The following is a 25,592-nucleotide window of genomic DNA, read 5'->3' on the forward strand; positions in this document are numbered from 1 at the left end:
CCGGCCGCCGCACACGATCAGGAGGGCACCCGTGGAACACCTCGAGTGGCAGAAGTCGAGCCTGGGCTCGGACACGGCCGACTATCTGGAAATCGCCTCCGACGGCGAGTTCGTCTACATCCGCGAGTCGAACGACCCCACCCACATCGTCACCACCACCCGCACCAAGTTCCTGGCCTGGGTCCGCGGCGCCAAGGCCGGCGAGTTCGACCACTTCGTCGCCTGAGCCCGGCCTGGTTCCGGCCTGGGTCCGGCCCGAGCCCGGCCTGGTTCCGGCCCGGGCCCGGCCTGGGTCCGCCCTCGGATCAAGCGCGGTAGCGGTCGGCCAACGCCCGTACCGTCCCGGCGACGCGGTCGCGGAGTTCGGCCGGTTCCAGGACCTCGACCTCGGCGCCGAGCCGCAGGAACTCCCCGTGCGCGTGGTCCACCGACTCGATGGGCACCCGGGCCTCCGTCCAGCCCTCGCCCGCGGACGCCACGCCGAGCCTCCGGGCACCTTCCGGGGTGAGCCGGACCAGCGCCTCCCCGGTGTGCAGCCGGGCCCGGAAGTCGTCCAGGCTGCCGGCCCAGTGCGCGCCCAGGTCGAAGCCGTCCGGCACCGCGAACTCCTCTCCCGTGTCGCGCAGTTCGATGATCTGGTCGACCCGGTACGTCCGCGTCCCGGTCGGCCCTCCGGCGACCAGGTACCAGCGCCCGGCCTTGAGCACCAGCCCGTACGGCTCCACCCGCCGCTCGATCTCCTCCGGCGCCCGCCAGCGCCGGTACCGCAGCACCACCGCCCGTCGCGCCCACACCGCCGCGGCGGTGGCCGCCAGGTGCGGGGTGTGGTCCGCCTCGCCGTACCAGCCCGGGGCGTCGAGCAGGAAGCGCTCCTGGATCCGCCCGGCCTGCTCGCGCAGCTCGGCCGGGAGGGCGGCGCTCAGTTTCAGCCGGGCGGTGGCGAGCGCCTCGCCGAGACCGAGCTCGGCGGCGGCGCCCGGGAGCGCGGCGAGGAAGGCGGCCTGCGCCTCGTCGGCGGTCAGCCCGGTGAGCCGGGTCCGGTAGCCGTCGACCAGCCGGTAGCCGCCGGCGTGTCCGGCATCGCCGTAGAGCGGGATGCCGGCGGCCGCGAGCGCCTGGACGTCCCGGTAGACCGTGCGGACCGAGACCTCCAGCTCCCCCGCCAGCTGCTCGGCCGTCATCCGGCCCCGGTTCTGGAGCAGCAGGAGCAGGGTGACCAGCCGACTCGCGCGCATGCCGCCCAGTATCGCCGGGTTCCACCGGGTCCACTGACAGGAGATGTCAGGGGACCTCCCCTAACCTGCGGCGCATGATCGTCGAGCTACGGCAGTACACCCTGCACCCCGGCGCGCGGGAGACGTTGATCGAGCTGTTCGAGCGCGAGTTCGTGACCGGGCAGGAGCGGGTCGGCATCACCGTCGGCGGCCGCTTCCGCGACCTGGACGACCCGGACCGCTTCGTCTGGCTGCGCGCCTTCCCCTCCATGGCCGAGCGCCGCCGCGCGCTGGAGGCCTTCTACGGCGGGCCGGTCTGGCAGGCGCACCGCGACGCGGCCAACGCCACCATGGTCGACAGCGACGACGTCCTGCTGCTGCGAGGGCCGGGCTTCACCCCGCCCGCCGGTGCCCGCGAGGTGCTCGCCACCGTCTGCCACCCCGCCGACGCGGCCGCCTTCGACGCCTACGCCGCCCGGCACCTCGGCCCGGCCCACGCCTTGCACCGCACCGAACACGCCGAGAACGACTTCCCCCGGCTGCCCGTCCGCACCGGCGAGGACGTCCGGGTCTGGTTCGGGCCCGCCGAGTCGGCCGCCTGGCCGGTCCAGCAGCTGCGGCTGGCGCCCATATAGCGTTCACTCACAGCCCATTGCAATGAACAACCCTCGTGACGTTGCATTAGATCTAGAGCCAGTGCAACGATTTACCGGCAACTACCTGCAGGAACAGTATTTCTGCGCAACGAGTACGTTGCCTGATTCTCGAACGCAACGTAGCTTTTCCATCGTCAGAAACGGCGGGGGCAGCGAGCCCCCGCCACCTCACGAAGGAGAGCACGATGCAGAAGTTCGACACCGCCGCCGCGATCACCGCCGTCCTCGACATCCCGGCCGGGCGCGTCCAGCTGATCGCCGCCGACCGCGCCGACACCACCGTCGAGGTCCGCCCCGCGAACGCCGCGAAGAACCGCGACGTCCAGGCCGCCGAGCAGACCACCGTCACCTACACCGACGGAGTCCTGACCGTCCGGGTCCCCGAGGGCAAGAGCCGGCTCGCCGGCGCCGGCTCGGTGGAGGTCACCGTCCAGCTGCCGGCCGGCTCCGCCGTCGAGGGCAAGGCCGCCGCCACCGAGCTGCGCGTCGTCGGCCGCCTCGGCGACCTCGCCTTCGACGGCGCCTACCGGCAGATCAAGATCGACGAGGCCGACGGCGTCCGCCTCACCGCCGTCGACGGCGACGTCGAGATCGGCCGGCTGAACGGCCCCGCCGGGATCAGCACGACCCGCGGCACCATCCGGATCGCCCAGGCCTCGCGCGGCACCGTCGTCCTCGGCACCCAGCTCGGCGACATCACCGTCGGCGCCGCCCCCGGCGTCTCCGCCACCCTGGACGCCGCCACCGGCTACGGCCGCATCAGCAACGCCCTGCGCAACGACGGCACCGCCGCCCTCGACATCCGCGCCACCACCACCCAGGGCGACATCACCGCCCGCAGCATCTGACACCCCCACACACGTCCCCGGAAGGGCACACCTTGAGCATCGCCATCCAGTCCTCCGTCTGGACCGGCCCGGTGTCGGTCGACGACACCGCCCTCGCCGTCACCGACACCGGTGGCCCCGGCATCCCGGTCGTCTACCTCAACGGCTCGTACGCCGACCGGTCGCACTGGAAACACGTCATCGCCGCCCTGGGGCCCGGCTACCGGCACATCACCTACGACGAACGCGCCCGCGGCGAGTCCGGGACCTCCTCCGACTACTCCTTCGAGGCGTCCGTCCGCAGCCTCGACGCCGTCCTCGCCGCCCGGGGCATCGAGCGGGCCGTCCTGGTCGGCTGGTCCTACGGCGCCATGCTCGCGCTCCACTGGACCGCCCGGAACCCGGACCGCGTGCTGGGGACGGTCGCCGTGGACGGCGCGATGGCACACGAGTGGCTCGACGACGCCACCAAGGCCCAGGTCCGCAAGCTGTTCCGCCGCCTGAGCCCGCTCTTCCCGCTCTGCCGCCGCCTCGGCCTGGCCGCCCGGATGAGCGCCGCCCAGCACGCCGAGATCAACATCGAGCTCAACGAACTCTGCGCGCCCGCCCTCCTCGACCCGGTCTTCGACCGCATCACCGTACCGACCCGGTACGTCCTCGCCACCGGCGGCAACCTGGGCGGCGACCCCGAGGTGATGGAAGGCATCCGCGCCGGCCTCGCCCCGGTGCTCACCCGCAACCCGAACATCAAGGTCAGCGCCAAGGTCCCGAGCAACCACTCCAAGATCCTGCGCAAGGACTTCACCGCCGTCGCCGCCGCCGTCCGCGAACTCGGCTGACACCCCAGCCTTTGGCGCTTACGAGGGCGCCACTGACCAGGACTCGCGCCCGGAGTGCCAGGTTCAGCGCCAGGCACCGGACTTCGACGACGAGGGGTCGAGCTGCCGCCGGGCGTCCGGCGGCAACTGCGTCGGAGGGACATTCCCCTCCGGCAAGGGCGAATCCGAGAAGTAGCCGATCCGCTGTGGGGCACCTCCCGGGCTTGCCGCAGGTGCCGCCGCCAGCGCCAGGCCGACGGTTGCGAGCGCCCCGATCATCATCAGCTTCCGCACCACTGTCCTCAATCTTCAGAACAACACCGAGCACGCAGAGTAATGCAAGCTATACCTTGCGCTCCGATTCCGCCTCCTGCGCACAAGCCGTTCGTCGGCCCGCGCCCAGGCCTCTGGGGCGCGGGCCGACGTCATCTCCGCACTTCCAACGGATGGTTCATTGCGCGTGAGAAGTCGGCCTGGCCGACTTCTCACGCGCGGTAGGGCCGGCGACGGGCGGCAGGCGCGCGGAGGGGGTGGCGGGATCAGGGCTCGGGGTTACGGATGGGTTGCCCGGGTGCGGCGCTGGATCTGCTCGGCCAGGTCGACGGCCTCGCGGACCGGGAGGAGGCGGCAGTCGGCGCCGCCGATGCGGGCGGTGGTGAGGCCCCGGGCGGTGCGGAGCACCTCGTCGCCGAGCCGGCCGAAGTGGAGGTCGTCCAGGTCCGGGGCGGTGAAGACCGTCCAGCCGTCCTCCCCGACGCAGCGGTATTCGCGCACGGCCACGTCGGGCAGTCGCAGGTCGGCGAGGTGGAAGGCGGTGAAGCGGTCCATCGGGACGCCGATCATCAGCACCCGGGCGTCCAGGTCGTAGAGCCGGCCCAGCGGGGAGTCGACGCCCAGGTGGCAGGTGTCGGGGTGGCGTCCGGTGATCTCCCGGGCGAGGCGGCCGACCGCGGCCCAGGAGGTCTGCGGGTGGCGGCTGCGCAGTGCGCCGGGGTGGGTGCGGATCGCCTCCGACAGGGCCCCCATGCTGGGTGAGGCCCGGGTGGTGGCCGGGTCGAAGCGCGGCATCCGGGCCCGGTAGGCGGCCACCTCCGCCGGGGAGAGACCGGCGGTGGCGGACTGGTGGACGCGCGAGGTGGCGGAGTTCTCGGGGGTGGCCGTGTAGGCGACCAGGGTGCCGTCGGGGCCGAGCACGTCCAGCAGGGCGTCGATCACCCCGGCGGCCCCGCCCGGGACCGGGCCGAGGGCGCGCAGGGACGCCTGGACGTGCAGCACCGTGCCGGGGCGGACCCCGAGGTCGGCGAACTCGCGGCGCAGCGGGCGGACGTGGGAGCGGACGGGGTCTGCGACGGCGACGCCGCCGGCGCGGGGTTCGGTGAGGATGACGGTTCCCCGGGGTTGAGGGCCCCGGGCGGGGAGGACCCGGGGCGGGGCGAATGGGCGGGGCGAGTGGGCGGTCAGACCCCGGCCCGTTCCCGTCGCACCCGGTCGGCCGCCTGCTCGGCGGCGGCGGGCAGCGGCAGGACGAGCCAGGGTGCCACGGTTGCACGCATGCCGTCGGCGAAGCGCAAGCCGGCCCCGGTCAGGGCTCCGGACTCGGCCAGCCGCTCCACGGCCTCGGCGGTGTACCGCCGCCAGAGCGCGAACTGTGCGCGCGCCCGGTCGGCGGGCTCCCCGGGCAGGCCGTCGTACGCCAGGGTGCGGGTGCCCCAGTACTCGGTGACGGCCAGGTGGGCGTACGTGCCTTGGAGCAGCCCCTCGATCGGCCGGGGGTCGGGCCGCCAGGGGGCGAAGTAACGGGTGTCGTCGGCGCGGTCGTACAGGTCCATCAGGTCCAGCACCGCGCCGAGTTTGACGTGCTGGAACTCGTGCGCGAGCAGCAGCGCGAGGGTCGGCGCGGTGGCCGGCCGGGCGATGCCGACCGCGCCGTACGCCTGGCGGGCCGCCGAGCTGACGTCCCGGCCGGCGGGGCCCGGCCGCAACGGGGTGACCGTCGCCAGTCCGGCCCCGATGCCCGCCGCGTACCCGGGCAGGTCGCGCCCGAGCAGTTCCCAGGCCTCGCGCAAGGCGCCGGTCCAGTCGAGCAGTTCGGCGTCCGACAGCCGGTCCGCGACCGGGTGGTCGTGGCAGTCCCGCAGCGGGTCGGTGTCCTCCAGGGCGACCGTCCAGCCCGCCGCCGGCCGGACCCGCCGCAGCGGTTCGTCCGGCGTCGTGCGCACCGAGCCGTCGGAGGCCCGGACCTCGAAGCCGTCCGCCCGCCCGGTGACCACGGCCTCCCCGTCCGGTACGGCGATCCGCCCGAGTGTCGGCAGGTGCAGCCACCCGCCGCGCACGGGCACCGCCACCGCGTCGCCCCGGCCGGCCCGGACGGCGGCGGCCGCGGCCAGCGCGGCCAGCGGGCCGAGCCCGACCGACAGGTCCCCGGCGAGTCGCCGGGCCGCCCAGGCGCGGGCGTACGGGTGGGCGAGGACGGTGTCGACGGCCGCGGGGGCCTCGACGTCCAGCGCCGAGAGCAGTGCCCATGCCTCGGGCCGCCCCTGTCCGGAGGCGTCCCAGGCGGCCGCCAGCATCGCCCGGGTGAGGGCGAGTTGGGAGCGGCCGAGCGCGGCGACGGTGTCCGCACCGCCGTAGCCGCGCGCCAGTTCGTCGAGTTGCGACGGGGTGAGCGCGCCGGGCAGCAGCGGCTCGGCCTCCGGCGGTTCGGTCCCCTGTGCCGGCACGGCAGCGGAACCGCCGCGCCCCGCAAGACCGTTGATGAACGTCATGAGATCACCGCAGTAGACGGAGGGATGGTCGAAGCTGCCTCCCCCATCGTCGCTCCGATAGCGGTGGGCGTACAGACCGCCACCGCAGGAGCGGACCACGGGGCAGGCGCGGCAGGCCTCGCTCAGCCCGGCCAGGCCGGACTGGCGGGCGGCGATGCCGGGGTGGCGGGCGAGGTCGTCCAGGCTGTGTGCGAAAACGTTCATCCCGGTGGCGGGGGCGCCGTCGTACGCGGTCTTCAGGCTGTCGGCCTGCTCGAAGGTGCCGTCGGTCTCCAGCACCGCCAGGTCCGAGGGCTCCAGCCCGAGCGACTCGGTGAGGCTGGAGAAGCCGCGCAGGGTCCGGTGCACGGATTCGAAGGTCCGTACGGAGAACGGCCGCCCGTCGGCCTCCCACAGCCCGTGGACGGTCAGCAGCCAGTCGGCGTACGGGGTGGCGCCGAGTGCGCCGGGGCGTTTGGGCGGCTCGTCCCAGGTGGCATGGGGGAGCAGGAAGTCGACTGCGGGGGGTCGGAGTTCGGCCAGTGCCCGGTACACGGCCACCGGGTCGTTCTCGACGTCCATGGTGCAGAGCAGCCCGGCGAACAGGTGCCGGAACCCGGGCTCGTTCAGCAGCGCGACCGCCCGCAGCACCTGCGGGTGACTGCTGCGTCCGTCGGCGAAGCGCCGGTGACGGTCGTTCGCGGCCTTGTCGCCGTCGAGCGAGATGCCGACCTTGAGGTCCAGCTCCGCGAACAGCGTGCAGAAGGCGCGGCTCAGCAGCACGCCGTTGGTGTGGATGCGCAGGTCGAGCGCGCAGCCGGGCGGGAGGGCGGCCCGGAGTGCCTCGGCGGCGCGGCGCAAGCGGTCCGGGCCGGCGAGCAGGGGTTCTCCCCCGTGCAGGACGACCCGGACGGCGGGCAGCCGGTGGGCGGCCGCGTGCTCGCCGATGCGCTCGGCGGCCTTGGCCAGGATCCCGTCCGCGATGATCTTCGGCCGGGAGCTCCAGCTGCGATCCGCGTGCTCGTAGACGTAGCAGTGGTCGCAGGCAAGATCGCACCTGCTGTGCATCTTGACCACGAACTGCGTCAAGGGCAGCGGAATTGACGTCGTCATGGAACTTCTCGGGGACCCGTTCGGATCGATGGGCTCGGTCTGGTCCTGCTCGGCGGTACGGGCCGGGTCAGATCGAGGAGTTGAAGGCCGCGACCGGCACGAGGCCGGAGTCCGCGCCGGGGAGTGCGCGCTGGAGGCGGGAGGCGAGTTCCTCCGCTCCGAGGGCGGCGAGGTCGGCGAGGGAGGGGCGTTCCGGCGTCTCCTGAAGGTCAGTGAGGTTGCCGGCCGGCCTGGTGCTGATTACCGGAGTCATATTCGTTTCCTTAGGCGCGGTTAGGACCTGCCGAGGGTGGGTAAGCCACCCGATTGCGACCAATGTAGTGCCCGCGAAGACTCCGCGCGGCACGTTGTGGACTCACGTTGGGCGCGCCGAGCGGCCGACGTTGCGCGACGGGGCTCAGGGCCCCGATAAATCACCCGTTCAGCGGTCGCGCACTTCGCCCTGGCGCGCGCCGAAGCGCACCGCCGGACCAAGCACCCGGGTAAGCGTTCGAGTCCCCCCATTGATTCCCCCGCTCCCCTCAGGCCGGTCCGCCGAGTCCCCGCACGGCCCGCACCAGCTCCTCCGTGAACTCCGTTCCGTACAAGGTCAGTTCGCCACACCCGAGCAAAGTCCCGCCCGCCGCCAGGGTATGCGCCCGCCACCGCGCGAACTCCCGCCCCGCCCGGCCCGGTTCACCCACGCCGGCGGCCGCCTCCGCGCGCCAGAAGTCCGCGACGCCCAGGTGCGCGTACGTCCCCTGCAGCAGGGCGCCGGCCGGGCGCGGATCGGGCCGCCACGGGGCGTGGTAGACGGCCGGTCCGTTGGGCCGGTGCAGCGGCACCAGGTCCAGCAGGGCGCCGAGTTGGACGTGCAGGAACTCGTGCACCAGCGCCAGCGCCAGCAGCACCGGATCCCCCGGCAGCGAGGCCGCCACCGCGCCGTACGCCCGCCGGGCGGCGGCACTGACCTCCTCCCCACCGGGCGCCGGACACAGCGGCACGACCGTCGCGACACAGGCCGCGACCGCCTCCGCGTGGCGCCGGTGGCGCCGCACCAGGATCCGCCAGGCCTCCGCCAACCGCTCTTCCCAACAGGACAGTTCGGCATCGGACAACGGCCCGGCCGGCGGCCGTCCGTAGTCCACCCGCCGCGGCCCGACGTGGTCGACCGAGGGCGTCCAACGCAGCCCGTCGCACTCCAGCGCCAGCACCCGGCCGGACCCGCCCCGGAGGAACCCGTCCAGCCCCTCCAGCGGCACCTCCTCCCCCGCCGCGACACCGCGCAGACAGTCGGCCGCCCAGGCGTCCAACTCCGGCCGCAGCAACACCTCTTCCCAGCCCGCCCGGTCCTCCCGCTGCAACGCCCGCACCCGCCCGTACGCCTCCCGGTACCCCTCGTGCTCCGGCGCCGCCCGGCGCAACGCGAGCAGCAACAGCGCCCGCTTGCTCAACTGCCCGGCCCGCAGCACCCGGACGGCCTCCACCCCACCCCGCGCCCCCGCGATCGCCCGGAACACCGCCCGGTCCACCCCGTGCCGAGGAACCCCGTCCGCCCCCCGCGCACCCGGCACCCCGGCCGCCACCACCTCACCCGCACCCACCACCACGCCCTCCTCCGCACCGCCCGCACCCGCCCCGCAGTCTCCCCCCGACACACCGAACCATCCGGCCAACACCCCCGCATAACCCGAACGGACCAACCCCCAGCACCCACCCCCACCCCCCCAACACCCACCCACCCCCACCCCACCTCCCCCCTCCCCTTCGGGCGAGAGGGACGTGCCGCGGAAGGGGCGGCGCAGGGGGTGGGTGCGGAGAGGGGCGTTGCGGGTGATTTTCAGACTGCCAACGGCGACCAACCCCGAACCCTCAGAGTCGGCAGTCTGAAAATCATCCAGCCCCCGGAGCACCCACCCCCGGAGCCGCCCCGCCCCCACCCTCCCGAGAGCCCCACCCCCACAAAGCCCCGCGCAGCGGAACCCCCACCCCCGCCACCCCCTCCCGCAACCGCCCCGCAACATGCCGGATCAGCCGATCCAGATCCGCGCAGTACACCGACGGATACCCGAAGCTGTCCCCCGCCCCTCCCGCCTCTCCCGCCTCTCCCCCCACCGGTGCGCATACAACCCCCCACCACACACCCGGACCAGCGGACACCCCCCGCAGACCGCCCCCAGCCCGGCGAGGCCACGCTGGCGGGCCCGGAAGCCCGGGTGCGCCGCCGCGTCCGCGAACCCGTGCCGCCACACGTCCAGCCCCGTGCCCGGGGCCCCGTCGTAGGCCGCCTTGAGGCTGTCGGCCTGCTCGATGGCGCCGTCCGTCTCGACCACCACCAGGTCGACCGGCGCCAGCCCGACCGCCTCGCTGGCCGCCCGGCCGCCGAGCAGCAGCACGGCCAGCTCCTCGAACAGCCGCACCCCCGTCTCCCGCCGCGGCGCCCCGTACCAGCGGTCGAAGGCGGCGATCAGCCACTCCCCGTACGGCGCCGGCTCCACCCCCGACGGCGGCCCGCCGGGCACCGGCCGCCGCCGCAGTCCGGGCGGCGGCGCGGCCCAGGTCCCGTGCGGCAGCAGCAGGTCGAGCCGGGGCGGGGCGAACTCCAGCAGCGCCTCGTAGGTGTCCACCGGGTCGGCCGCCAGGTCGACGACGCACAGCAGCCCGGCGAACAGCTCCCGGTGCCGGTCGGAGCCGAGCAGCCGCACCGCCTCGGCGGTCCGCGCCCAGCTGCCCGCGCCGGAGGGCAGCCGCCGGTGCCGGTCGTGGCCGGCCCTGGTCCCGTCCAGCGAGACCCCGACCATGACCCGGTGCCGGTGCAGCACATCGAGCAGCGCCGGTTCGTCCAGCAGCCGCAACCCGTTGGTCTGCAGGTCGAACCGCACCCGCAACCCACCCACGGCACCGCTCAACACCCCGAGCAACTCGTCCAGATGGCCCGCACCCACCAGCAGCGGCTCACCCCCGTGCAGCACCACGGAGACCTCGTCCAGCCCGTGCTCCGCCGCGTGCTCGGCGATCCGCCGGGCGGTGCGCCGCACCGTCTCCAGCTCCATCCGCCGCGGCCGTCCGCGCCAGCTCTGGTCCGCGCCCTCGTACACGTAGCAGTAGTCGCAGGCCAGGTTGCACCGACTGTGGATCTTCAGCAGGAACTGCCGGAACGGCACCATGCCCGTGAGCCTAGCGCCGCCCGGCAAGCACCCTGACCCGCCGTCACCGACCCCACCGTCACACGTGCGGCGGCTCCACGTCCGAGTCCAGCCGCGTCCCCGCCCGTACGGCCACCGTCGTCGGGTGCTCGTCCCCCAGCGTCACCCGCGCCCGCCGGATGCAGTCCGCCCGCAGCTCGGCGGCCTGCTCGGTGCGGCCGGCCGTGGCCAGCGACAGCGAGAGGTTGGAGTTGATGCCGATGGAGTCGTAGTGGTCCTGGCCGAGGGCCTCGGTCATCAGCGGCGCGGCCTCCAGTTCCACCTCCAGCGCGGCCTGGGTCTGCCCGGACAGCGCCAGGTCGTTCGCGTGGTTCATCATCGCGATCGGGATGTAGAGGTGGTGGGCGCCGAGGACGGTCCGGAACTGTGCCAGGGTGCGTCCGGACAGCTCCAGGGCCTCCTGGGTGCGCCCCGCCAGCCGCAGGTAGACCGACAGGTTGTTGGCGCCGGCCAGCGTCACCGGGTGGTCCTCCCCCAGGTAGTCGCGGTACCGCGCCAGGGCCCGTTCGGCCAGCGGGATCGCCCGGGTGGTGTCGCCGAGGGCGTTGAGGTCGCTGGCCAGGTTGGTGGCGGCGGCCAGGGTGTCGGGGTGCTCGGGGCCGTTGATGTCGAGGTAGCGCTGGTAGATGTCCTCGTCGATCTCCAGGGCCTCGTGGTAGCGCCCGGCCCGGCGCAGCGCCACGGCGAGGTTCTTGCGGGCGCGCAGGGTGTCGGTGTGGCCGTCGCCGATGGTCTGCTGGTAGATCCGGACGGTCTCCTCCAGCAGGTCCAGGGCCTCCCGCAGCCGCCCGGTCTCGCGCAGGTCGCGGGCGTAGTTGGAGGCCGAGGAGAGCGCGTAGAGGCTGTGCGCGCCGAGCGCGTCGCGCTGCTGGAGGTAGTTGCTGCGGTGGCGTTCCAGGGCGGCCCGGCGGTCGCCGGCCAGGTAGTCGGAGACGGCGAGGTTGTTGGTGATCATCAGGGTGCGCGGGTGGTCCGGGCCGAGGGTGCGCCGGGCCGCGTCCAGGGTCCGGCGGTCGAGCGTGCGGGCCTCGTCGTAGCGGCCGAGGAACCGCAGGTCGGCGCCGAGGCTGTTGGCGACGGCGAGGGTGTGCGAGTGCTCCGGGCCCAGGGTCGCGGTGAAGCGCTCCAGGATGTCCCGGTCCATCTCGTACGCCTCCTGGAGGGCGCCCTGGGAGCGGCGGATGTTGCTCAGCTGGGTGCGCAGCATGAGCGTCTGGGCGTCGTTGTCGACGTCGAAGCCGGGCCCGCCGTAGCCGTCCTGGCGCCAGTGCTCCAGGGTCCGCTCGGCCAGTTCCCGGCCGGACTCGTGCAGGCTGCGCTTCCACTGGTAGCGGACCGAGTCGATGATCCACTGCCGGACGTCCTCGTCGGCACTGTCCACGGCCCCGGACGGCCAGAGGTGGGGCAGGAGTTCGGCGTACTCGGCCCAGTTGGCGGGCACGTCCGGGTCGCCGGGGTTGGCGGTGGCGAGCGCGGCGTGGACGACGCCGCGCAGTTCGGCCCGGCGCTCCTCCTCGACCTGGTCCCTGAGCACGGCCTGGACCAGCCGGTGCACGGTGATGGTCTCGCTGCCCTGGTCGGTGCGGGCGAGCCCGAACCGGTTGATGGCGCGCAGGAATTCGCCGATCGCGAGCTTGTCGCGGGGCGCCCGCGGGGGCAGTCGCAGGGCGCGGGTGACGGCGCGGCTGTAGAGCAGCCGCATCGGGATGGCGTCGGGGCCGAAGAAGGCGCAGATCTCCAGGATCTGGGCGGCCGGGGCGTTCATCCGGCGCAGTTCCTCGACCGAGATCCGCCAGGTCGCGGCCGCCGAGTGCGGGTAGTCGGCGGTGCGCAGCCGGGTGCGCTCCAGCATCTCGGTGAGCTCCTCGTCGAGGAGTTCGAGGTAGGTGGCGATCGGCATCGACGTCTCCTGGAGCCAGACGGCGGCCTGGCCGACGGCGAGCGGCAGGTCGCCGAGGCGGTGGGCGACCTGGTCGGCGTCCTCCGGGGAGAGCCCGCTGTTGAAGCGGCGCAGCAGCCGGACGCTCTCCTCGCGGAGGAAGACGTCGACCTCGACCAGGCCGGCGTGCCGGGCCCACCCCTGGTTGCGGGAGGTGATCAGCACGTGCCCGCCGGAGGAGCCGGCCGGCTGCCAGGCGGCGAGCTCCTCGGGGGTGCCGGCGTTGTCGAAGACGAGCAGCCAGCGGCGGTACGGCTGGCCGCGGCGCAGCGCGTCGAGGACAGCGGCGGCGGTGTGCGCGACGTCGTCGCTGGTGGGCACGCCGAGCCGGGGGGCGAGTTCGGCGAGTTTCTGCGGGATGTTGGCGGGTTCCTCGGCGGGCACCCACCAGACCACGTCGTACGCGGCCTTGAAGCGGTGCGCGTACTCGGCGGCGATCTGGGACTTGCCGGCGCCGCCGAAGCCGTAGAGCACCTGGCTGAGCACCGCGGCGGGGCCGCCGGTGAAGCGGTTGCGGAGCAGTTCGAGCAGTTTGCCGCGGCCGATGAAGGCGGCGTTGCGCGAGGGCGCCTCCTGGACCTGCGGCGCGGTGCCGGGGAAGCGGGCGGGCGCGATGATCTCCCCGCTGTCGCCGTCGAGTTGGCGGTTGCTGCCGGGCGGCGGGCCGACTTCGGCGTACAGCTGGGACTCGGCGCCGGCGGCGGAGGCGCGGACCAGGTCGGGGGCGATCTGTCCGGCGAACGGGCGGGGCACCGGCTCGTCCGAGTCCTGCAGCCGCAGGGCGAACATCGCCGGTGAGCCGGAGGCGAGTTCGCGCCCCTGCAGGAGCTGCCAGGCCTCGGCGGCGCGGGGCAGGGCGGTGTACTCGGGCGAGAGCAGGGCGAGCAGCCGGCCCTGGCCTTCGAGCGGCCCGGTGACCTCCGGCGGCCGGGGGCCGGTGTACGGCTCGGCGGCGTTGTGCAGGGAAGTCTGGTAGCCGAAGCGGGTGAGCGTCCCGGCGGCCCACTCGGCCCACATCCGGTCCTCGGGCGCGTAGCTGACGAAGACCTGGCGGGGCACCGCGCGGGCGGAGCGCAGGTAGGCGCCGTAGAGCCGGCGGCGGGTCTCGGCGGTGAGCGGGCGCAGCGTGCGGACCCGGCCGTCGGTGATCCACCCCGCCAGCCGTTCGAAGGCGTTGAGCAGGCTGCGGGCCTCCTGCGGCCGGTCGGCGACGGTGGCGGGCACCTCCTCGTAGGCGTAGAACGGCTTGTACGGCACCTCGACGTCGGCCCAGTAGCCGGCCCGGCGGTCGCCGGCCAGCCAGCGGCCGAGGTAGGGCGCGAAGGCCTCGCGGGCGTAGTCGCGGCCGGCCTCCAGGCGTTCCTGCTCGGCGTCCTCGACCCGCATCGGCACCGGGAGCACCCGGATCGCCCGCTCCTCGGCCTCGGCGATCGCGCGGGCGGCGTCGACGCCGCCGCGGATGTTCTGGGCGCTGAAGGTGAAGCAGTCGACGACGGTGTCGGGCATCAGGACGGTGCAGATGCCGGAGGTGTCGCTGACGCCGGTGCGGCTGTCGATGAGGACGTAGTCGTACGCCCGGGCCCAGCGCTCGCGCAGTTCGCGCAGGAACTCGCCGCCGCGGATGTCCCGGCCGTGGTAGAAGCTGCGCCAGTTGAAGCTGGTGACGGCGGCGGCGTAGGCGGCGTTCTGGCGGCCGGCGGGCAGGAAGTCGAGCCGGCCGCCGGGCGGCAGGTCGAGGGCGAGGCCGCAGAGGTAGCCGTCCAGTCGCCCGGGTTCGTCCAGCCAGGCGGCCGGGGACAGGCCGACCGGCCCGGAGGCGGTGGGCAGCGCCTGCTTGACGTAGGCGCGCAGCAGGTCGATCAGGCCGTCGGTGGAGTGCAGTTCGGGGTCGACCAGGAGCGGGTGGTAGTAGCGGTGGAGGCCTGGCGCCTCCAGGTCCCAGTCGACGACCAGGACGCGCAGGCCCCGGCTGGCGAGGATCCAGCCGACGTTGGCCAGGGCCATGGTCCGGCCGGTGCCGCCCTTGAAGGAGTAGAACGTGACGACCGATCCCGGTCCGCCGTGCGCCGGCTCCGCGCCGGGTTCAGTGGTCATCCTGCTCGTCTCCCCTCAGCGGGACAGCGTCGTCCTTGCCACGGCTCTGGTGCGGGAGGTCCCGGCGGCCCGGCCCCGGACGCGCCGGCGGGCCCTGGCGGGGCCCCGGCGGGCCGGCCGGGATGGCCAGCCCGGGCATCGCCGGGACGCCGCCGAAGCCGAAGGCGTCGCCGCCATCGTCCCCCCAATCCAAGTTGTCGTCCATGAGCTTGTTCTGAGTGACCGTCACCATGATGGTGAGGTCGTTCTCGAAGCTCTCCCGGCTCACTTTGACCCGGAACAAGTGCTCCAGGTCGCTCCGGCGCAGCCAGTTGCGCCGGAACACGTCACGCACGCCCGCCCACAGGGCGTCGCGCTCCGGCCCGTCGACCGGGTCGGTGCTGCCGGTGGGCACCATCACGCCGGTGACCGGGTGGTTCTGGTCGTCGTACTCGCGCAGCGCGGCGCGGTAGCGCTCGCCGCCGGCCACCCAGGGGTCCACCAGCAGGATGCTGACCTGGCTGTCCTCGCGGGCCTGGTCGAGCTTCCCGCCGAGGCCGGTCTCGACCTCCTCCAGCGTGGTGATGTGCCCGGCGGCGGTGATCACCTGCTGGGCGCGCGCGGCCAGCGGCGGGTGGGTGGGCGGATGGTAGGGCGCCCAGTGCCAGGGCCTGGCGCCGTACCAGCCGCCCGCGTACGAGCCGCCCTCGGCGGCGGCCTCGGAGGCCCGGCCGGCCGCGATGAACAGCCGCACCATGCCGGGGCTGGAGAGGGCCGTCTCCGGTGCCGGCGGGGGCGGGAAGTAGCCGCGGACCGCGCCGAGGTCGAACTCCGGCAGCTCGCCGAGCCGGCGGGCGGCCGCGTCCCGGACCCGCTCGGCGACCACCCGGACGACCTGCTCGTACGCCTCGCTCTGCGCGGTGCGCAGCAGGGCCCGCAGGCCGTGCCGGGCGTAGGCCTCGCCCATGTCCGGCTGGGCCCACTGGATCTTGGTCACCTCGTCGGCCAGCTCGCCGGGCGCGACGGGCTCCCAGAGCACCGGGACCAGCGCCGGGATGAGCTCCCCGGTGTCCTCGTGGTGGCGCCGGCACCGGCCGCGGAAGGCGGTCCACTCCTTGCCGCAGTACAGGCTGGTGAAGTAGGCCGGGGAGTAGAGCGCGATCATGGTCCGGGTGCGGCCCAGCATCGTCGCCAGCTTCTCGGCCCACTCGTCGCCGAGCCGCAGCTGCTCGGTGTCGCGGTACGCGAGTTCCTCGGCGGGGACGCCCGTCCCGACGAGCCGGCCGAGTTCGTCGCGCAGGTCGTTGTAGAACTGGTTGACGAAGGCGTCCTCGGCCTCGAAGTCACGACGCGCGTAGCTGAAGAAGAAGTACGGCCGTTGCTGGTCCTGCTCCATCACCTGTTCCCCCCGTACCCGACGGTGCCGCGACGGCGCTGGTTTCATACCCCAGGATGTCGTGAACTCCACCGTCCGCGCTGGCGAGTTGGCGGATCCGGCTGCCTCCCGGGGTTTAGCCGGTGGTCAGGCGCACGCCCTGGAACGGGGGTGCTCCGGCACCCGGGGGCGCACCGGCGGGGGCGCGGGCGCGCCGGAGGGATCGCGGGCGCGCCGAAGGGGGCGCGCGACGGACCGGCCCGGGGGCCGCGCTACCGGCCGAGCGACGACTGGAACGCCGCGAGCGGTTCCGCGCCGGGGGTCAGGGCGTCCGCGACCACCCGGCGCAGCAGGTCGCCGAGGACGGTGTCGGGCAGGGCGTCGAGCTCGTCGAGCGGCAGGGCGGTGACGTCGACCAGGTCAGAGCCGAGTCCAGCGGCGGTTTCCGCACCGGTGACGCCCATCAGTCCCTCACTCGATCGTGCCGGCACAGCGCGTTGCTGGCCGGAAACGCATCGACCCAGGTCCGCGACGGGCATCCTACACCCGAGAAGTGACAACCCATCAGCTTAGCGCCGACGCCACGCCCGGCCCGACCCGGTCGGCCCACCGGGCCCGCAGGACCCCCGGAGCCCCCGGCCCCGGTCGGCCCCACCGGCCTCATCAGCCCCATCGGCCCCGCCGTGAGCACGGCCCCGGTGCCCTCACGGGCAGAGCCGCTCCACCCGCCACCCCGTGGGGCTCGTCGGGTCGGCGAGGTAGCGGAGGCGGTCGTGGAGGCGGTTCTCGCGGCCCTGCCAGAACTCGACGCTCTCCGGGACGACCCGGTACCCGCCCCAGAACGGCGGGACGGGCACGCCCTCGCCCTCCGGGTAGCGGCGTTCGAGCTCGGCGTAGCGCTGTTCGAGGATCTCGCGGCCGGCGACCGGGCTGGACTGTTCGCTGGCCCAGGCGCCCAGCTGGGAGCCGTGCGGGCGGGTGCGGAAGTAGGCGGCGGTCTCGTCCCGGCCGACCTTCTCCACCCGGCCCTGGACGATGACCTGGCGGGCCAGCGCGATCCACGGGAACAGCAGTGCGGCGTGCGGGTTGGCGGCGAGCTCGGAGCCCTTGCGGGAGCCGTAGTTGGTGAAGAACACGAAGCCGCGCGCGTCGTAGCCCTTGAGCAGTACGGTGCGCGAGTTGGGCCGCCCCTCGGCGTCGGCGGTGGAGAGCACCATGGCGTTGGGCTCCACCACGCCGGCGTCGTCCGCCTCGTGGAACCAGCGGGTGAACTGGCCGACCGGCTCGGGCGCGAGCCGCTCCTCGACCAGGCCCTCGTGGATGTAGTGCTTGCGCATCACGGTGAGGTCCGGGCCGGGGCGGGCCTCGTCGGCCGGGGTCCGGGTGGCGGGGCTCAGGGGCGTCGACTGGGCGCGTTCCGGGGTCTGCACGTCAACATCATCCCGTACGACAAGCAACCGGCACCGCTACCTCCGGACAAACCCCGGTGGGAGATAAGGTGACTCGCCACCGCTTGGCTGCCCGTCGTACGGGGAATTGTCCGGAACCGAGTGCGTTTGGGCCCCGGCCGTCCCCCGGGCACGACCGACCCTCGGCGGAAAAGTCAAGCGGGCCCAGGGCAAACATCACCACGGTGGTGTATGGCGCAATGCACCCCGTGCCTGTCACTCTGGCACCGAGTGCCAACCACGATTCGGTCACTGGCGCGCCCGCCCCACCACGGCGGAGCGCCGAACACAGAACTGAAGGAGCCGTCGCATGTCCGATTTCGTACCCGGGCTTGAGGGAGTCGTCGCGTTCGAGAGCGAGATCGCCGAGCCCGACCGTGAAGGCGGCGCCCTGCGGTACCGCGGTGTCGACATCGACGACCTGGTCGGCAACGTCTCCTTCGGCCACGTCTGGGGCCTGCTGGTGGACGGCAAGTTCAACCCGGGACTGCCGGCCGCCGAGCCGTTCCCGATCCCGGTGCACTCCGGCGACATCCGGGTCGACGTGCAGTCCGCGCTCGCCATGCTCGCCCCGGTCTGGGGCCTCAAGCCGCTGCTGGACATCTCCGCCGAGCAGGCCCGCGACGACCTCGCGCGCGCCGCCGTGATGGCGCTGTCCTACGTCGCCCAGTCGGCCCGCGGCCAGGGCCTGCCGATGGTCCCGCAGAGCGAGATCGACAAGGCCGAGACGGTCGTCGAGCGCTTCATGATCCGCTGGCGGGGCGAGCCGGACCCGAAGCACGTCAAGGCCATCGACGCCTACTGGACGTCCGCCGCCGAGCACGGCATGAACGCCTCCACCTTCACCGCCCGCGTCATCGCCTCCACCGGCGCCGACGTCGCGGCCGCGCTCTCCGGCGCGGTCGGCGCGATGTCCGGCCCGCTGCACGGCGGCGCGCCCTCCCGCGTGCTCGGCATGATCGAGGAGATCGAGCGCACCGGCGACGCGACCGCGTGGGTCAAGAACGCCCTGGACAAGGGCGAGCGCCTGATGGGCTTCGGCCACCGCGTCTACCGCGCCGAGGACCCGCGCGCCCGCGTGCTGCGCCGCACCGCCAAGGAGCTCGGCGCGCCGCGCTTCGAGGTCGCCGAGGCGCTGGAGAAGGCCGCCCTGGAGGAGCTGCACAACCGCCGCCCCGACCGCGTGCTGGCCACCAACGTCGAGTTCTGGGCCGCCATCATGCTGGACTTCGCCGAGGTCCCGGCGCACATGTTCACCTCGATGTTCACCTGCGCCCGCACCGCCGGCTGGTCGGCGCACATCCTGGAGCAGAAGCGCACGGGCCGGCTCGTGCGCCCCGCCGCGCGCTACATCGGCCCCGGCCCGCGCCGTCCCGAGGAGATCGAGGGCTGGGACGCCATCGCCCGCTGACCGCACCGGACGAACGTCCGAACAGCGCCCCTGACCAGCGGGTCCGGCCTCGGCCGGGCCCGCTGTCGGCGTCTCCGAGCAGTCAAGATCACAGTCTCAGCGGGCGGACGACCGTACCCCCGCCCCACCCCCGGCCGGTAGGCTGCGCGCGTGGCTCAGATCCAGATCCCCGCTGACATCAAGCCCGCAGACGGCCGTTTCGGCTGCGGACCGTCCAAGGTGCGCCCCGAGGCCCTGAGTGCCCTCGCCGCCACCCAGACCTCCCTGCTCGGCACCTCGCACCGCCAGGCCCCGGTGAAGAACCTGGTCAAGCGCGTGCGCGAGGGCGTGAGCAGCCTCTTCTCGCTGCCCGAGGGCTACCAGGTCGTCCTGGGCAACGGCGGCTCCACCGCGTTCTGGGACATCGCCGCCTTCGGCCTGGTGCGGGAGAAGTCCCAGCACCTGGACTTCGGCGAGTTCTCCTCGAAGTTCGGCTCCTCGGTCAAGGCCGCGCCGTGGCTCGCCGAGCCGAGCGTGATCAAGACCGCCCCGGGCACCCACCCGCTGCCGGTCGCCGAGGCCGGTGTGGACGTCTACGGGCTCACCCACAACGAGACCTCGACCGGCGTCGCGATGCCGATCGCGCGCCCGGCCGGCGCGGACGAGGGCTCGCTGGTCCTGGTGGACGCCACCTCGGGCGCCGGCGGCCTGCCGGTCGACATCACCGAGACGGACGTCTACTACTTCGCCCCGCAGAAGTCCTTCGCCTCCGAGGGCGGCCTGTGGCTGGCCACCTTCTCCCCGGCCGCCCTGGAGCGCGCCGCCGAGATCGCCGCCTCCGGCCGCTACATCCCGCCGTTCTTCTCGCTGCCGACGGCCATCGACAACTCGTCGAAGGACCAGACGTACAACACCCCGTCGATCTCCACGCTCTTCCTGCTGGCCGACCAGCTGGAGTGGCTGAACGGCAACGGCGGCCTGGACTGGGCGGTCGCCCGCACCGCCGACTCCTCCTCCCGGCTGTACACCTGGGCCGAGAAGTCCTCCTTCGCCACCCCCTTCGTGGCGAACCCGGCCGAGCGCTCCCAGGTGGTCGGCACCATCGACTTCGACGAGTCGGTGGACGCCGCCGCGGTCGCCAAGGCACTGCGTGCCAACGGCATCGTGGACACCGAGCCGTACCGCAAGCTGGGCCGCAACCAGCTGCGCATCGCGATGTTCCCGGCGATCGACCCGGCGGACGTCGAGGCGCTCACCCAGTGCATCGACTACGTGGTCGAGCAGCTCTGAGCCGCACCCGAGCACGGCTGAGGGCCACCGCCTGCGGGCGGTGGCCCTCGCGCCGTTCCGGGTCTATTTACCGGCCAGTGAGCTGATCAGCACGACGACCAGCAGCAGCACCAGGGTGCCGGAGACGATGCGCATACGAGTCTTGGGATCCACGGTCAACGAGGGTACCTCCGCCTCACGCCCGAGGGGACGGCGAGGCCGCCCGGGGCCATCTGGAGGCCTTCGAAGACGGCTTCGAGGACGAGTACGCGGACGGCTTCGAGGACGGGCCGCTCAGCTCCAGTCCGCCAGGGCCCAGGAGCCCAGCGACTCGTAGTGCGCGAAGCCGCCGTCCAGGTCGCTCTTCATCAGGTGCAGCTCGGCGGCCTCCCACTCCGGCCCCCGGTAGTCCGCCAGCGCCGCCGCCAGGCCGTCCAGCTCGGCCGCCGCGACCCGCTGGACGGCCCGCCGGTGGCCGCGCGAGGAACCGGCCCGGGCGAGGGTGAGGTGCGGGTGGAAGGCGAAGGTGTCGGCCGCCTCCCCGACCACCTCGGAGACGGCCTCGGTGACCGCCTCGGCCAGCCGGCGCAGCGCCCAGGTCTGGCCCTCGACGCCGGCCCAGAGCACCCGGTCGCCGAACCGTCCGGCGCCCGCGATCCGCAGCCGGTGCACCGGGTGGACCTCGGCGACGGCCGCCAGGCCCGCCTCCAGCTCCGGCAGCGCCTCGGCGGCCACCTCGCCGAGGAAGGCCAGGGTCAGGTGCCAGCCCTCGACGGTGGTCCAGCGCAGCCGGTCCGCCCCGGGCAGCCCGCGCACCGGCGCGACGGCGTCGGACAGCCCCTGCAGCACCTCGACCGGCGGGAGCACCGCCACGAAAAGCCTCATGCGCCCATCCTCCCGCGCGGGGCGCGGGGGCATCTTCCCGAGCCCCCGGTTCTGGGCTAGAACGGGCGCATGATCGATTCCAGCGCCCTGAAGATCCGCACCGGCGGCCCCGAGGACGTCCCCGCCATCCTGTCCCTGCTCGACGGCGCCGTGGCCTGGCTGGCCGGCCAGGGCCGTACCGGCCAGTGGGGCGACCAGCCGTTCAGCACCGCGCCCGCCCGGGTCGAGCACATCGAGCAGTACGGCCGCGAGCCGTTCCTGATCCGCCTGGCCGTGGACACCGAGGGCCGTACGGTCGGCTCCTGCGTGCTGTCCGAGGACCGCGGGAAGTACATCCCCGCCGTGGCGGAGCGCGAGCTGTACGTCCGCAACCTGGTCACCGACCGCACCCGCCGGGGTTCGGGCATCGGCGCCGCGCTGATCGCGGACGCGGTGGAGGAGGCCCGCCGGCGCGGCATCGGCCTGCTGCGGGTGGACTGCTACGGCGGTGCCGACCGCAAGCTGGTCGCCCAGTACCGGGCGCTCGGCTTCACCGAGACCGAGACCTTCGAGGTCGAGCAGCCGAACGGCGTCTGGCCCGGCCAGGTCCTCGCCATCCGGCTCTGACACCACGGGCCCCGGTTCTCGCACCACTGGCCCCGGCGCCGACACCACGGGCCGCACCTGCTACACCATGGGCCCCCGGGGGCGAATCCCCGGGGGCCCGAGCAGGACTGACGATCCGTCAGCAGGCGGCGGCCAGCTCCGACTTGCGCGGCGCGACGGTGCGCGGCACGACGGCCACCACCCGGCCGCCGCGGCCCGGGTGCAGGTCGAAGCGCACCTTCAGGTCCGCGCTGCGGGCCAGCACCAGGCCGACCGCGGCGGCCGCCAGCGCGGACACCAGTCCGCAGGCCAGCAGGCCGAGCCGGGGCCCGTACGAGGCGGTCACCCAGCCGACGACCGGGGCGCCGATCGGCGTGCCGCCGGTGAAGACCAGCACCAGCAGGCCCATCACCCGGCCGCGCATCTCGGGGTCGGTGGCCAGCTGCAGCATGGAGTTGACCGAGGTGTTGAAGCTCAGCCCGAACACCCCGATCAGCATCAGCAGCAGCGCGAAGGTCCAGTAGTCGGGCGAGAACGCGGCGACCACCTCCAGTGTGCCGAAGACCAGTGCCGCGCCGACCAGCCGACGCAGCCGGGGCGCGCCGCGGCGGGCCGCGAGCAGGGCGCCGGCCAGCGAGCCGACCGCCATCGCGGTGTTCAGCAGGCCGTACTGGCCCGCGCCCACCTTGAAGGTGTCGTGCGCGAAACCGGAGAGCAGCGTCGGGAAGTTGAAGCCGAAGGTCCCGATGAAACCGGCCAGCACCATCGGCCAGAGCAGCTCGGGCCGCTCCTTCACGTACCGCAGGCCCTCCCGCAACTGCCCCTTCTCGCGGGCGATCGGCGCGGTCGGGCGCAGTTCGCTCTCGCGCATGGCCAGCAGCCCGCCGATCACGGCCGCGAAGGACAGCGCGTTGACGGCGAAGGCCCAGCCGCTGCCGACCGCGGCGATCAGCAGGCCCGCGACGGCGGGGCCGACCAGGCGGGCGGTCTGGAAGTTGGCGGCGTTCAGGCTGACCGCGTTGGCGAGGTCCTTGGGCCCGACCATCTCGGAGACGAAGGCCTGCCGGGTCGGGTTGTCCACCACGGTGACCAGGCCGAGCAGCAGCGCGAAGGCGTACACGTAGTACGGCGTCACCACGCCGCCGACGGTCAGCACCGCGAGGCCCGCGGCGAGCAGGCCCATCGCGCCCTGGGTGTAGATCAGCAGCCGGCGCTTGGGCATCCGGTCGGCGAGCACGCCGCCGAAGAGGCCGAGCAGCAGCATCGGCAGGAACTGCATGGCGGTGGTGATGCCGACCGCGAGCGGACTGCCGGTGAGGCTGAGCACCAGCCAGTCCTGGGCGATCCGCTGCATCCAGGTCCCGGTGTTGGACACCACCTGGCCGGCGAAGTAGTAGCGGTAGTTGCGAACGCGCAGGGAGGAGAACATCCCCCCGGGCCTGGTGAACCGGGCGCCTGCGGGAGATGAGGCCGCGTGGGTGCGGCCCTGAGCGGCGGAGTCCGCCGCGGTGCGTTCGTCGGGGTCGTCGTCGCCGTTGCCGGGCAGCCCCGTGGGGGCGGGTGCCTGGGCGTCGGCGGTCGCGGCGTTCGCCGCGGGGTCGGTGGTCGGTTCGTCGGTACGGATGGCGGCGGCGCTGGCTGCGGCCGGCGGTGTCACGGTGGTCTCCCCTCGCGGCGCGACGGCCATGGCGGTGGCCGTCGCGCTCCTGGTGTCGGTGGTCGGTCCTGCGGTGATGCCTGCTCCTTCTTCTCCCGGCGGCCGGCCGGGGTCGGTGTGCCCCTGAGGTGTTCGAGCTGCGGGCGTACGGGCTGCACGCGCACGTACGGGCTACAGGTGGGCGAGCTTGTAGAGCACGGGCGCGGCCTCCCGGAGGACGGCCCATTCCTCCTCGTCGAGCCCTTGGGCGAGCTCGGCGAGCCAGACGTTTCGGCGCCGACGACTCTCCGCGAGGATCGTCTCGGCCTGCTCGGTGCTGCTGACGACCACCTGGCGGCGGTCCTCGGGGTGCGGCTCCCGCCGCACCAGCCCCTTCTCCTCCAGCATCGCGACGATCCTGGTCATCGAAGGAGGCTGCACGTGCTCCTTCCGGGCGAGCTCACCCGGTGTCGCCTTCCCGCACCGGGCGAGGGTGCCCAGCACCCCCATCTCGGTGGGACTCAACGACTCCTCCACCCGCTGGTGTTTGAGTCGTCGGGAGAGGCGCATCGTGGACGACCGCAGCTGACTGATCGCTGCGAGGTCCTGCTCGGACATCTCGGGCATCTCTTTAGACTACGTCATTACCCTCGCTAAAGAAAATCGACTTCCCACCGCGCCGGAGGATCACCCCGGTGCCATATTGGTGATGAGCCCCCAGGTCCCGACTCCAGGAAGGACCGATCCCGACTCCAGGAAGGGCCGACCAGCCATGTCCGACCTCGCCGCCGAGCAGTCCCAGGCGCCCGCGCAGTCCGGGCCGCCCGGGCAGGACGACACCGGGTTCGCCCGGCTCGCCATGGTCACCATCGACTGCGCCGACCCGGTCGCGCTGGCGTCGTTCTACGGCGAGCTGCTGGGCTGGGAGAGCCGGCACGTGGACGAGAACTTCGCGATCCTGGACAACCCCGAGGGCGGCAGCCCCCTGGGCTTCGGGCGGGTGAAGGGGTACCGACCGGAGCCGTGGACGGAGCCGGACGGGAGCAAGCACTTCCACCTCGACTTCTACGTGGACGACCTGGAGGAGTCCACCGCGAAGGCCCTCGCGCTCGGCGCGACCGAGCCCGCGTACCAGCACGGCCGCACGCTCAAGGTGCTGATCGACCCGGCCGGCCACCCGTTCGGGCTAGCTCCGCTGGAGTAAGGCACGAACGGGGTGGGGGGTGGCGCGCAGGCCGTGTCAGGGATTGGTGCCAAGATCATGAAGGCCGCGTAAAGGTCCATCCTGACCTGGGATTTCACGAAAAGCACGAACATTGTGCGACCGCCGGGAAATGGTTACGCTCACATTTTGTCAGGGGCACCACACGCCAGGTCTCCCTTCGGCGGACCGCCGTGCCCGTGCCCGTTTCCCGTGCCCGTTGCCGCACGTCTTCCCCGGCCATCCCTGGCCACCCCGTCCGCCCGAGCCCTGGCGCCCTCTACTCCTCCTCCAGGGAGCTCAATTGGGTGCGATCCACCATGCCGACCACGGCTGGGTGACACCGGCGGTCTCGTACTTCGTCGCCTGCCTCGGCTCCTTCGTGGCCCTGCGCAGCGCCCGCTGGGCGCTCGTCTCCAAGGGCCGTACCCGGGCCGTCTGGCTGCTCTTCGCGTCGACCTCGCTCGGCGCCGGGATCTGGTCCATGCACTTCATCGCGATGCTCGGCTTCTCGGTGACCGGCGCCGAGATCACCTACCAGCCCGGGCTGACCGTGCTCAGCCTGCTGGTCGCCGTCGCCGTCGTCGGCGTCGGCCTGTTCACCGTCGGGTACTGGCGCAGCCAGCCCGTCCTGGCGCTGCTGGCCGGCGGGCTGACCACCGGTCTGGGCGTCGCCGCGATGCACTACCTGGGCATGGCCGCGATGGTCCTGCCCGGCCACCTCGGCTACGACCAGACCACGGTGTGGCTCTCGGTCGGCATCGCGGTCTTCGCGGCGACGGCCGCGCTCTGGGCCGCGCTGAACATCCGGGGCACGCTCGCCGTGCTGTCGGCGGCGCCGGTGATGGGCGTGGCCGTCTGCGCCATGCACTACACCGGCATGGCGGCGCTGTCGGTCCGGCTCGACGAATCGCAGAGCACCCAGGGCGGTGTGATGGCGCTGCAGTTCATCTTCCCGCTCGGCGTCGGGCTCGGCTGCTACGTCTTCTTCGGCTCGCTGGCCTTCGCCGTCTCGCCGAGCCGCCCCGACACCCAGCCCCTGCTGGCCGGTCCGGCCGCGCCGCTGCCCCCGCGGGCACCCCGGCCGCCCCGGCCGCCCCGCGTCCCGGAGCAGCGCCGGCACCTCGACGGGGCCGGCGCCCGGCGCTGAGCGCGGGCGGACACGCGTACGGAGGCCCGGCCGGGGTGGGGGACCCGGCCGGGCCTCCGTACGCGCAATCGGGCCTCCGTACGC

The 25,592-nt window shown here is 73.5% G+C and carries 22 protein-coding genes; 9 read left to right on the forward strand and 13 right to left on the reverse strand.

Annotation, left to right across the window (positions count from 1 at the left end):
• The first annotated feature begins 31 nt into the window (after positions 1-31).
• Positions 32-226: a DUF397 domain-containing protein gene (locus tag ACYP53_RS06155; RefSeq protein ID WP_189919982.1), complete on the forward strand. Its 195-nt coding sequence runs from the start codon at positions 32-34 to the stop codon at positions 224-226.
• A gap of 79 nt (positions 227-305) precedes the next feature.
• On the opposite strand, the gene ACYP53_RS06160 is transcribed toward ACYP53_RS06155, so the two are convergent.
• Positions 306-1,235: a helix-turn-helix transcriptional regulator gene (locus ACYP53_RS06160; RefSeq protein WP_459646835.1), complete on the reverse strand. Its 930-nt coding sequence runs from the start codon at positions 1,233-1,235 to the stop codon at positions 306-308.
• A gap of 74 nt (positions 1,236-1,309) precedes the next feature.
• Here ACYP53_RS06160 and ACYP53_RS06165 point away from each other — a divergent pair, with 74 nt between their 5' ends.
• The 3 genes from ACYP53_RS06165 (at position 1,310) to ACYP53_RS06175 (ending at position 3,536) form a co-directional block, all read left to right on the forward strand.
• Positions 1,310-1,849 carry an NIPSNAP family protein gene (locus ACYP53_RS06165; RefSeq protein ID WP_459646836.1) on the forward strand — a complete coding sequence of 180 codons (540 nt, stop codon included), beginning with the start codon at positions 1,310-1,312 and terminating at the stop codon, positions 1,847-1,849.
• A 206-nt stretch (positions 1,850-2,055) separates the two neighbouring features.
• Entirely contained in the window at positions 2,056-2,718 is a 663-nt protein-coding gene (locus ACYP53_RS06170) for a DUF4097 family beta strand repeat-containing protein (RefSeq protein ID WP_459646837.1), read from the forward strand.
• 32 nt (positions 2,719-2,750) lie between these two features.
• Positions 2,751-3,536: an alpha/beta fold hydrolase gene (locus ACYP53_RS06175; RefSeq protein ID WP_229928862.1), complete on the forward strand. Its 786-nt coding sequence runs from the start codon at positions 2,751-2,753 to the stop codon at positions 3,534-3,536.
• Between the two features lie 531 nt (positions 3,537-4,067).
• Here ACYP53_RS06175 and ACYP53_RS06180 read toward each other — a convergent pair.
• The 9 genes from ACYP53_RS06180 to pdxH all read right to left on the reverse strand — a co-directional run bounded on the left by ACYP53_RS06180 (position 4,068) and on the right by pdxH (position 17,281).
• Complete coding sequence (locus tag ACYP53_RS06180) at positions 4,068-4,790, reverse strand: AAC(3) family N-acetyltransferase (protein ID WP_459646838.1); 723 nt, start codon at positions 4,788-4,790, stop codon at positions 4,068-4,070.
• Positions 4,791-4,972: 182 nt separating this feature from the next.
• Positions 4,973-7,372, reverse strand: coding sequence for an FxsB family cyclophane-forming radical SAM/SPASM peptide maturase (locus tag ACYP53_RS06185; RefSeq protein ID WP_459646839.1), 2,400 nt, complete (start codon positions 7,370-7,372; stop codon positions 4,973-4,975).
• Between the two features lie 67 nt (positions 7,373-7,439).
• Positions 7,440-7,625 (reverse strand): hypothetical protein, encoded by a 186-nt coding sequence (locus ACYP53_RS06190; RefSeq protein WP_189919974.1) that lies wholly within the window; start codon positions 7,623-7,625, stop codon positions 7,440-7,442.
• Between the two features lie 268 nt (positions 7,626-7,893).
• Complete coding sequence (locus ACYP53_RS06195; RefSeq protein ID WP_459646840.1) at positions 7,894-8,958, reverse strand: aKG-HExxH-type peptide beta-hydroxylase; 1,065 nt, start codon at positions 8,956-8,958, stop codon at positions 7,894-7,896.
• A 423-nt stretch (positions 8,959-9,381) separates the two neighbouring features.
• Entirely contained in the window at positions 9,382-10,518 is a 1,137-nt protein-coding gene (locus tag ACYP53_RS06200; protein ID WP_459646841.1) for an FxsB family cyclophane-forming radical SAM/SPASM peptide maturase, read from the reverse strand.
• A 58-nt stretch (positions 10,519-10,576) separates the two neighbouring features.
• The gene (fxsT, locus tag ACYP53_RS06205; RefSeq protein ID WP_459646842.1) at positions 10,577-14,590 is read right to left on the reverse strand and encodes an FxSxx-COOH system tetratricopeptide repeat protein; all 4,014 of its coding nucleotides are present in this window, start codon (positions 14,588-14,590) and stop codon (positions 10,577-10,579) included.
• Positions 14,580-15,965, reverse strand: a complete 1,386-nt coding sequence (locus ACYP53_RS06210; RefSeq protein WP_459646843.1) for a TIR-like protein FxsC — start codon at positions 15,963-15,965, stop codon at positions 14,580-14,582. The genes fxsT and ACYP53_RS06210 overlap by 11 nt, the downstream gene beginning before the upstream one ends.
• 251 nt (positions 15,966-16,216) lie before the next feature.
• A complete protein-coding gene (fxsA, locus tag ACYP53_RS06215) occupies positions 16,217-16,408 on the reverse strand; it encodes an FxSxx-COOH cyclophane-containing RiPP peptide (protein WP_189919964.1) in 192 nt (63 codons plus the stop codon).
• Positions 16,409-16,648: 240 nt separating this feature from the next.
• Entirely contained in the window at positions 16,649-17,281 is a 633-nt protein-coding gene (gene pdxH, locus ACYP53_RS06220) for a pyridoxamine 5'-phosphate oxidase (RefSeq protein ID WP_189920127.1), read from the reverse strand.
• A gap of 421 nt (positions 17,282-17,702) precedes the next feature.
• Here pdxH and ACYP53_RS06225 point away from each other — a divergent pair, with 421 nt between their 5' ends.
• Positions 17,703-18,803 carry a citrate synthase 2 gene (locus tag ACYP53_RS06225; RefSeq protein ID WP_097236627.1) on the forward strand — a complete coding sequence of 367 codons (1,101 nt, stop codon included), beginning with the start codon at positions 17,703-17,705 and terminating at the stop codon, positions 18,801-18,803.
• A 150-nt stretch (positions 18,804-18,953) separates the two neighbouring features.
• The gene (gene serC / locus ACYP53_RS06230; protein WP_459646844.1) at positions 18,954-20,072 is read left to right on the forward strand and encodes a phosphoserine transaminase; all 1,119 of its coding nucleotides are present in this window, start codon (positions 18,954-18,956) and stop codon (positions 20,070-20,072) included.
• A gap of 273 nt (positions 20,073-20,345) precedes the next feature.
• Here the strand turns inward: serC and thpR are convergent, their stop codons facing one another.
• Entirely contained in the window at positions 20,346-20,936 is a 591-nt protein-coding gene (gene thpR, locus ACYP53_RS06235; RefSeq protein WP_189919960.1) for an RNA 2',3'-cyclic phosphodiesterase, read from the reverse strand.
• 69 nt (positions 20,937-21,005) lie between these two features.
• Here thpR and ACYP53_RS06240 point away from each other — a divergent pair, with 69 nt between their 5' ends.
• On the forward strand, positions 21,006-21,542 hold the full coding sequence (locus ACYP53_RS06240) for a GNAT family N-acetyltransferase (RefSeq protein WP_459646845.1): 537 nt from the start codon (positions 21,006-21,008) through the stop codon (positions 21,540-21,542).
• Between the two features lie 118 nt (positions 21,543-21,660).
• Here ACYP53_RS06240 and ACYP53_RS06245 read toward each other — a convergent pair whose 3' ends face one another.
• On the reverse strand, positions 21,661-23,208 hold the full coding sequence (locus ACYP53_RS06245) for an MFS transporter (protein ID WP_459646846.1): 1,548 nt from the start codon (positions 23,206-23,208) through the stop codon (positions 21,661-21,663).
• A 141-nt stretch (positions 23,209-23,349) separates the two neighbouring features.
• A complete protein-coding gene (locus tag ACYP53_RS06250; protein ID WP_030235202.1) occupies positions 23,350-23,784 on the reverse strand; it encodes a MarR family winged helix-turn-helix transcriptional regulator in 435 nt (144 codons plus the stop codon).
• Positions 23,785-23,929: 145 nt separating this feature from the next.
• Here ACYP53_RS06250 and ACYP53_RS06255 point away from each other — a divergent pair, with 145 nt between their 5' ends.
• Together ACYP53_RS06255 and ACYP53_RS06260 are read left to right on the forward strand one after the other, a co-directional pair.
• Positions 23,930-24,361 (forward strand): VOC family protein, encoded by a 432-nt coding sequence (locus tag ACYP53_RS06255; protein WP_189919950.1) that lies wholly within the window; start codon positions 23,930-23,932, stop codon positions 24,359-24,361.
• Between the two features lie 301 nt (positions 24,362-24,662).
• Positions 24,663-25,508, forward strand: coding sequence for an MHYT domain-containing protein (locus ACYP53_RS06260; protein ID WP_459646847.1), 846 nt, complete (start codon positions 24,663-24,665; stop codon positions 25,506-25,508).
• Positions 25,509-25,592 lie beyond the last annotated feature (84 nt).

The sequence above is a fragment of the Kitasatospora sp. Ki12 genome (genome assembly GCF_054601375.1).

Excerpts from the sequence above, each read along its gene's own strand:
- ACYP53_RS06240 (WP_459646845.1), top strand. The coding sequence starts at position 21,006 with ATGATCGATTCCAGCGCCCTGAAGATCCGCACCGGCGGCCCCGAGGAC.
- fxsA (WP_189919964.1), bottom strand. The coding sequence starts at position 16,408 with ATGGGCGTCACCGGTGCGGAAACCGCCGCTGGACTCGGCTCTGACCTG.
- ACYP53_RS06200 (WP_459646841.1), bottom strand. The coding sequence starts at position 10,518 with ATGGTGCCGTTCCGGCAGTTCCTGCTGAAGATCCACAGTCGGTGCAAC.
- ACYP53_RS06170 (WP_459646837.1), top strand. The coding sequence starts at position 2,056 with ATGCAGAAGTTCGACACCGCCGCCGCGATCACCGCCGTCCTCGACATC.
- ACYP53_RS06190 (WP_189919974.1), bottom strand. The coding sequence starts at position 7,625 with ATGACTCCGGTAATCAGCACCAGGCCGGCCGGCAACCTCACTGACCTT.
- ACYP53_RS06185 (WP_459646839.1), bottom strand. The coding sequence starts at position 7,372 with ATGACGACGTCAATTCCGCTGCCCTTGACGCAGTTCGTGGTCAAGATG.
- ACYP53_RS06160 (WP_459646835.1), bottom strand. The coding sequence starts at position 1,235 with ATGCGCGCGAGTCGGCTGGTCACCCTGCTCCTGCTGCTCCAGAACCGG.
- ACYP53_RS06225 (WP_097236627.1), top strand. The coding sequence starts at position 17,703 with ATGTCCGATTTCGTACCCGGGCTTGAGGGAGTCGTCGCGTTCGAGAGC.
- ACYP53_RS06255 (WP_189919950.1), top strand. The coding sequence starts at position 23,930 with ATGTCCGACCTCGCCGCCGAGCAGTCCCAGGCGCCCGCGCAGTCCGGG.
- fxsT (WP_459646842.1), bottom strand. The coding sequence starts at position 14,590 with ATGACCACTGAACCCGGCGCGGAGCCGGCGCACGGCGGACCGGGATCG.
- pdxH (WP_189920127.1), bottom strand. The coding sequence starts at position 17,281 with ATGCGCAAGCACTACATCCACGAGGGCCTGGTCGAGGAGCGGCTCGCG.
- thpR (WP_189919960.1), bottom strand. The coding sequence starts at position 20,936 with ATGAGGCTTTTCGTGGCGGTGCTCCCGCCGGTCGAGGTGCTGCAGGGG.
- ACYP53_RS06245 (WP_459646846.1), bottom strand. The coding sequence starts at position 23,208 with ATGGCCGTCGCGCCGCGAGGGGAGACCACCGTGACACCGCCGGCCGCA.
- ACYP53_RS06165 (WP_459646836.1), top strand. The coding sequence starts at position 1,310 with ATGATCGTCGAGCTACGGCAGTACACCCTGCACCCCGGCGCGCGGGAG.
- ACYP53_RS06250 (WP_030235202.1), bottom strand. The coding sequence starts at position 23,784 with ATGCCCGAGATGTCCGAGCAGGACCTCGCAGCGATCAGTCAGCTGCGG.
- ACYP53_RS06210 (WP_459646843.1), bottom strand. The coding sequence starts at position 15,965 with ATGGAGCAGGACCAGCAACGGCCGTACTTCTTCTTCAGCTACGCGCGT.